At 67.5% G+C, this 6,021-nt stretch carries 4 protein-coding genes; 2 read left to right on the top strand and 2 right to left on the bottom strand.

Annotated features, from left to right (window positions below):
* The first annotated feature begins 1 nt into the window (after position 1).
* The gene (locus tag ACK59X_RS02340; RefSeq protein ID WP_409954833.1) at positions 2–1,132 is read left to right on the top strand and encodes a YbdK family carboxylate-amine ligase; all 1,131 of its coding nucleotides are present in this window, start codon (positions 2–4) and stop codon (positions 1,130–1,132) included.
* Here ACK59X_RS02340 and ACK59X_RS02345 read toward each other — a convergent pair.
* On the bottom strand, positions 1,089–1,289 hold the full coding sequence (locus tag ACK59X_RS02345) for a hypothetical protein (protein ID WP_409954834.1): 201 nt from the start codon (positions 1,287–1,289) through the stop codon (positions 1,089–1,091). The two genes, ACK59X_RS02340 and ACK59X_RS02345, sit on opposite strands and share 44 nt — an antisense overlap.
* Positions 1,290–1,458: 169 nt before the next feature.
* Between ACK59X_RS02345 and ACK59X_RS02350 the strand changes: the two genes are divergently transcribed.
* The gene (locus ACK59X_RS02350; RefSeq protein WP_409954835.1) at positions 1,459–2,343 is read left to right on the top strand and encodes a LysR family transcriptional regulator; all 885 of its coding nucleotides are present in this window, start codon (positions 1,459–1,461) and stop codon (positions 2,341–2,343) included.
* A gap of 31 nt (positions 2,344–2,374) precedes the next feature.
* Here the strand turns inward: ACK59X_RS02350 and ACK59X_RS02355 are convergent.
* Positions 2,375–6,021, bottom strand: a 3,647-nt coding sequence (locus tag ACK59X_RS02355; protein WP_409954836.1) for an ExeM/NucH family extracellular endonuclease, incomplete at its 5' end; no start/stop codon positions are given.

The raw sequence follows: 6,021 nt of genomic DNA on the forward strand, positions 1-6,021 counted from the left end.
CTTGAGCCACATGCCGCCCCAGAGTGCGGCCCGCGGGGCCGCACCGCCCCTGTGCGCAGCCACGGCCGTGCCGGCCGCGCTCAGCGCCAGCAGCAGCATGGAGGGGTTCTCGCTCGCGGGGCGCCTGATGCACAAGACACCGCTGCCCGGCAGCGTGGTGCCCGAGATGACGAACAGCATGATCGAGATATCCACGGGCATCTGCCACTCGGCCAGCGAGGTGCTGGGCCAGCTCACGCCGATCCGCGATGCGCTGGTCCAGAGCGCCGACAAGCTCCACATCGCCGTGGTGGGCGGCGGCACGCACCCCTTCCAGCAGTGGCACGAGCGGCGCATCTACGACAAGCCGCGCTTTCGCGAGCTGTCGGAGCTGTACGGCTATCTGTCCAAGCAGTTCACCATCTTCGGCCAGCACGTGCACATCGGCTGCCCCGATGCCAATGCCGCGCTGCTCATGCTGCACCGCATGTCGCGCTACATCCCGCACTTCATCGCGCTGTCTGCATCGAGCCCCTACGTGCAGGGCCAGGACACGGCCTTCGATTCGGCGCGGCTCAATTCGGTGTTCGCCTTCCCGCTCTCGGGCCGTGCACCGTTTGCGCTGACCTGGGAGGACTTCACCGCCTACTTCGACAAGATGACGCGCACCGGCGTGGTCAAGAGCATGAAGGACTTCTACTGGGACATCCGCCCCAAGCCCGAGTTCGGCACCATCGAGATCCGCGTGTTCGACACGCCGCTGACGATCGAACGTGCCGCGGCCCTCGCGGGCTATGTGCAATCGCTGGGCGCCTGGTTCCTGGCGGACCAGCCCTTCATGCCCGAGGAGGACGACTACCTGGTCTACACCTACAACCGCTTCCAGGCCTGCCGCTTCGGCATGGACGCGGTCTACGTGGACCCGTCCACCGGTGACCACATGCCGCTGCGCGAGCACATCATGATGACCATGGACAAGATCGCCAGCCATGCCGCCATGCAGGGTGCGGCCAACGCCATGCACATGCTGCGCACCGAAACCGAGGCCGGCCAGAACGATGCCCGCTGGCTGCGCGAACGCCAGCGCGAGGAGCAGCTGCTGGCCGAGGTCAGCCGCCAGGCGGCGCAGCGCTTTCGCGGAACACGGCTCTGAACAGCGCGCCCAGGCGCACCAATGCCTGGGCGGCCGCGCGCCGCAGAACACCGGGAGTGCTCCACAGCGCTTCGTTGCGCAGGCGATGGGATTCGCGGAGGGCTGCCGCCTTGAGGCGGTGCAGGTCTGCGCGATAGGGTTTGTCGCGCTGCGGCATGGGGCACATCCTTCCAGTTCAATGCGGGATGTGTTGACTCTAGGCAGCGGCATGCAGCGGCGAAACGCCGCCGGCTGCAAGGGCGTTTTGCAGCGCCTGCAAACGCGGTCCGGGCCTTGCGCACCAAGGCCGCTACCATTGGCCGATGCGCGACATCCGCTTTGAAGACATGCACCTCTTCGTCCGCGTGGCGGACCTGGGCTCGCTATCGGCCGTGGCGCGCGAGCGCGACGTGCCGGTGAGCCAGGTGTCGCGCACGCTGGCGCGCATCGAAAAGGCCTGCAATGCGCGGCTGATCCACCGCTCCACGCATGGCCTCACGCCCACGGCCGAGGGGCTGACTTTTCTGGAGTACTGCCGGCGCCTGACCAGCACCATGGACGAGCTCGAGGGCGAATTCGCCAGCCACCAGAGCGGCCAGGCCAGCGGCTCGGTGCGCGTGGCGGCCAGCTCGGTCCTCGCCGAGCACCTGCTGATCCCGAGTTTCGACCGCCTGCAGCAGGCGCACCCGCTGCTGCGGGTGGAGCTGGTGGTGGACGACCGCATGGCCGACATGGCGCGCGACGGCATCGACATCGCCATCCGCACCGGCCCGCCGACGAGCGACACGGTGGTGGCCCGCCCGCTGGGCACGCTGTCGCGCCGGCTCTATGCCACGCCGGCCTACCTGCAGGCGCATGGCACGCCGCAGCACCCGGACGAGCTGCACCGCCACCGGCTCATCACCAACAGCGCGGTGGCGCAGCTCAACCGCTGGCCTTTCATCGTCGATGGCGAGCCGCGCGTGGTGGTGGCCGACGGCCACTGGCGCTCCGGCAGCACCGGCATCGCGGCACGCCTGGCGCTGCAGGGCCTGGGCATTGCACGGCTGGCCACGCTGGTGGCCGAGCCGCTGGTTCAACAAGGCGTGCTCGCGCCTGTGTTGCGCGCATGGGTGGACGAGCAACCCTCGCCCATCCAGGCCATCACGCTCACGCGGCGGCACCGCCTGCCCAAGATCAAGGCCTGCATAGACCACTGGGCCCTGTGGTTCGCCGGCCCGCCGCCAGCGTGAGGCGGGCAGAGGGTCGGGGCGCTCCTGCGGCTTACACCGGGAAGGCGCCGGCGTCCAGTTGCTGCACCACGCCCACCAGCTCGGCCAGGCCTTCGGTGGCGATCGGCAGCTTGGTCACGGCCGCCAGGAAGGCGCCCTGGGTGGCGTAGGACTTGCCCGGGCCGATCAGCGATGCGAACTCCAGCACCTGCTGGGCCGTGGCATCCACGCCCGTGACGGCCTTGAACAGGAAGCCCACCAGGCCGTCGTTGCCGATGCCGGGAGCCAGCGTGTCGATGAGGTTCTGCGCCAGCGCATCCAGGCCACCCAGGATGTCGGCCTTGTGCACCCACTGGCTCAGAGCCAGCGTGTCCGGCTTCTGGCCGAACAGGGTGTAGGCCAGGGCCAGCACCTGTCCGGTCTTGCCGCCATCGCTGGTCGCGGTGGGCAAGGCCACGTCGAAGGCGAACAGGCTGCCCTGCAGTTCCACGCGTTCCACGCCGCTCATGGTGACGGGGCCCGTGGGGGTGTTGATCACCACCTTGCCGGTGCTGTCCTGGCTGATGCCCAGGCGCAGCACATCGGCCAGCGTGGCAGAGACCACCACCGTATCGACGCCCTTGCCGCCCGTCACCGTGTCGGCACCACCGCCAGTGACCACGCGGGTCAGCGGCAGGTCGGGCACGACGATGGTGTCGCTGCTGCTGGAGCCCTGCAGCGTGGCAGGCAGGCCAGGGCCGGCCGAAGGAATCAGAGGAATGGTCGGCGGCGTGCCGCCACCACCAGCACCGCCACCACCGGAGGCAGGCGTGCTGCCCAGGTTGAGCCCGATCAGGATCGGGTTGTGGTCGCTCGAACGGTAGGGATCGGCGTTGAAGTAGCTGGCATCCTGCGCGTTGTCCTTGTTCTCCATGTTGTAGTCCAGCAGGGTCGGCTCTTCAGCATTGATGCCCCACTTGTAGCTGCCAGCCACCTGGCTGGTCAGGCTGCTGCTGGCCAGCGCATGGTCGAGCGAACCCCACAGGCCATCGAACGCGTAGGAGTTGCCCGTGGACACCTTGCTGTAGCCGCTGGCGGCCAAATCGGTGATGGTCTTTTCCTTGCTGTAGGCATTGAAGTCGCCGACCAGCAGCACGTCGTTGTCGGTACTGCCCGTGGGGTGGGTGCCGAGCCACTGCACCAGTTGCGCCGCGGCCTTTTCGCGCGCGATGGTGCTGGCGCCCTGGCCGTCCCCCGTGTCCAGACCTTGCGTGGCGGTGCCGCTGCCCTTGCTCTTGAAATGGTTCACCACCAAGGTGAAGGTTTCGCCGTCGGCCTTGGACTTGAAGGTCTGCGCCACCGGAATGCGGTTGCCGTAGGTGGACGAGAAGGCGTCGTACACCGTGGGATCGGGGTTGGACGCAGCTCCCACCAGCTCGACCTTGGCGGTCTTGTAGATGATGGCCACCATGATGGCGTCGCTGCCGGTCTTGGGCTGCTCGACGAACGCGTAGGTGCCCGGGCCGGCCTCGGCATTGAGGGCGTTGACCAGCGACTGGATGGCGCTGTTCGGGCCAAAGCCGTTGTTCTGCACTTCCATCAGGCCGAGCACATCGGCATCCAGGCTCAGCAGGTTCTTGACGATCTTGGCCTGCTGGCGCTGGAACTCCGTTGCGTCGGTGGCACCGCGGGCCGCAATGCTGTTGCCTTCGTTGGTGATGAAGTTGGCCGTGCCCAGCGTGGTGAAATAGTTCAGCACGTTGGCCGAGGCCACCTTGATTTCAGCCGAACTGATGCTGCCCGGGATGGAGCCCGCCGTAGGACGCGCATCGCCCGTGAAGTTCACAGCCTGCGTGGGCTGCACGCGGTAGCTGGTCTCGTGCGTGGCAGCGGCAGTGTCCACGAACTGGTCGACGATACCGGTCACGCTGGTCACGCCGTCGCCAGCGCGCAGCGTGTTCGTGGCCGACAGCGGCAGGCCGCCGCGGCCGATGTGGCTGGCAGGGTTCTGCGTGCTGCTCAGGTCGTCCAGGATGATCTGGTCCTTCTTGAGGTCGGCCAGGTAGGCGGTGTTGCCGCTCACGCTGGGCGCATTGAGCTCGGTGTACTGCTGCTGGATGGCGTCCGACGTCAGCGTGACCTGGCCGTACTGGCCCAGGTTGAAGTTGTCGGTGACCACCAGCTTGCCGCCGCTGGTGGCGGACTGCACGGTGACCAGCATGCCCTCGTAGGCTTCCCAATTGATGGCACTGGCCACGGGCAGCGTCACCACGGTGGCGGCAGGCAGGCCTGCGTTGTCCTGCACCAGGGTGAAGGCGGTGGGCGAGGCCAGCTGGGTCTGGCCCTTGTAGTCGGCCACCGTGCCCTTGACGCTGATCTTGTCGCCCACGCTGTTGGCATCCAGGCCCGGGATCACGGTGCTGCCGTAGTAGACGAAGATGCCTTCGGACGTGCTGGCATCGCTGTCGTAGTCGGCCGCCTCTTCCTGCACGTAGAAGCCCTGCAGGTTGGGGGCCCATCCCGTGACGATGCCCTCGATGGTCACCGTGCTGCCCATCATCTGCGCGGTGTCGCTGCTGCCCTGGATCGCGTGGACCTTGGTGATGGGCGCTTCGTCGGTGCGGATAACGCCCTGCGCGGTGCCGCCGCCGATGGCGGTGACGCCATTGGGCAAGCCCGACAGCGTGACGGTGAAGCCTTCGTCCTGCTCGATGGTGGCGTCACCCTGCACGTTGACGGTGATGAGCTTGCTGGTCTCGCCTGCGGCGAAGCTCACCAGGCCCGTGGGCAGCGCGTTGCCGACGAAATCGTCCGCCGTGGCGGGCGAGGTGCCGGAGCCGGTGACGGCCCAGTTGATGGAGGCGGCAGCCGAGGTATCGCCGGCGCGCGTCACGGTGAAGGTGTAGGCGGTGGTGCCCGTGTTGCCTTCCAGCTTGTCGGCGCTGGTTGCGGCGATGGAGACGACCGAGCCGCTGTAGCTCTCTAGCTTGAAATCGTCCACACGCCAACTCGAAGAGGAGCTGGCTGCCGTGCCGGATGACTGGTACTGGAAGGCGAAGTAGACGTTCGTGCCGGCAATGGCCGACAAATCGATCGGGCCCGACTGGGTCCATGCCTGGCTGCCCTGGGGCGACGGCGTGAAGCCCAGGTCCGTCCAGGTGGCGAGCGTCGGGTCACCCGTGCCGCTGTAGTTGGTGGAGTACTTCAGCGTGACCGGCTGGGCAAATCCGTTGTCGGTGAAGTTGGTCCAGGTGCGGAAGCTCAGGAACTCGGCGCTGGTGTCGTTCAGGTTGAACGCCTTGGAGATCAGCCAGTCGTTGGCCGCGGCGGTATCGCCAAAGCCATTGACCTCGGCAGCCTTGTCCGCGCCGGCCGTGGTGTTGAGGTACCAGCTGTTGGCCGCATCGGCGTCCTTGCTGTACTTCGTGAATTCGGCAAAGCCGTTGGCGTCGTTGAAGGCTTGCGTGTAGGTCGGCACGGCGCCCTTGGCGGCTTCGGTCAGGCCGGGCGAGCCGATGTTGGCGGGCGTACCCGTCTGGGCGAAGGCACCGTCCTGGCCCGCCACCGCAGCCTTGTACTGCGGGGTGACCGTGGAGATGCCATCCCACACGGCGGAGGTGCCTGCAGCGCCGCCCACGGCCACACCCGTATGGCCGCCAGCGGAGTTGCCGCCGCCGGTCTTGACCAGGGGCTGGATCACCGTGCCGTCGCTGGCCGTGA

Origin of the sequence: Acidovorax sp. (assembly GCF_046339755.1) — a bacterium.
In the GTDB taxonomy this organism is placed as follows: Bacteria; Pseudomonadota; Gammaproteobacteria; order Burkholderiales; family Burkholderiaceae_C; genus Acidovorax.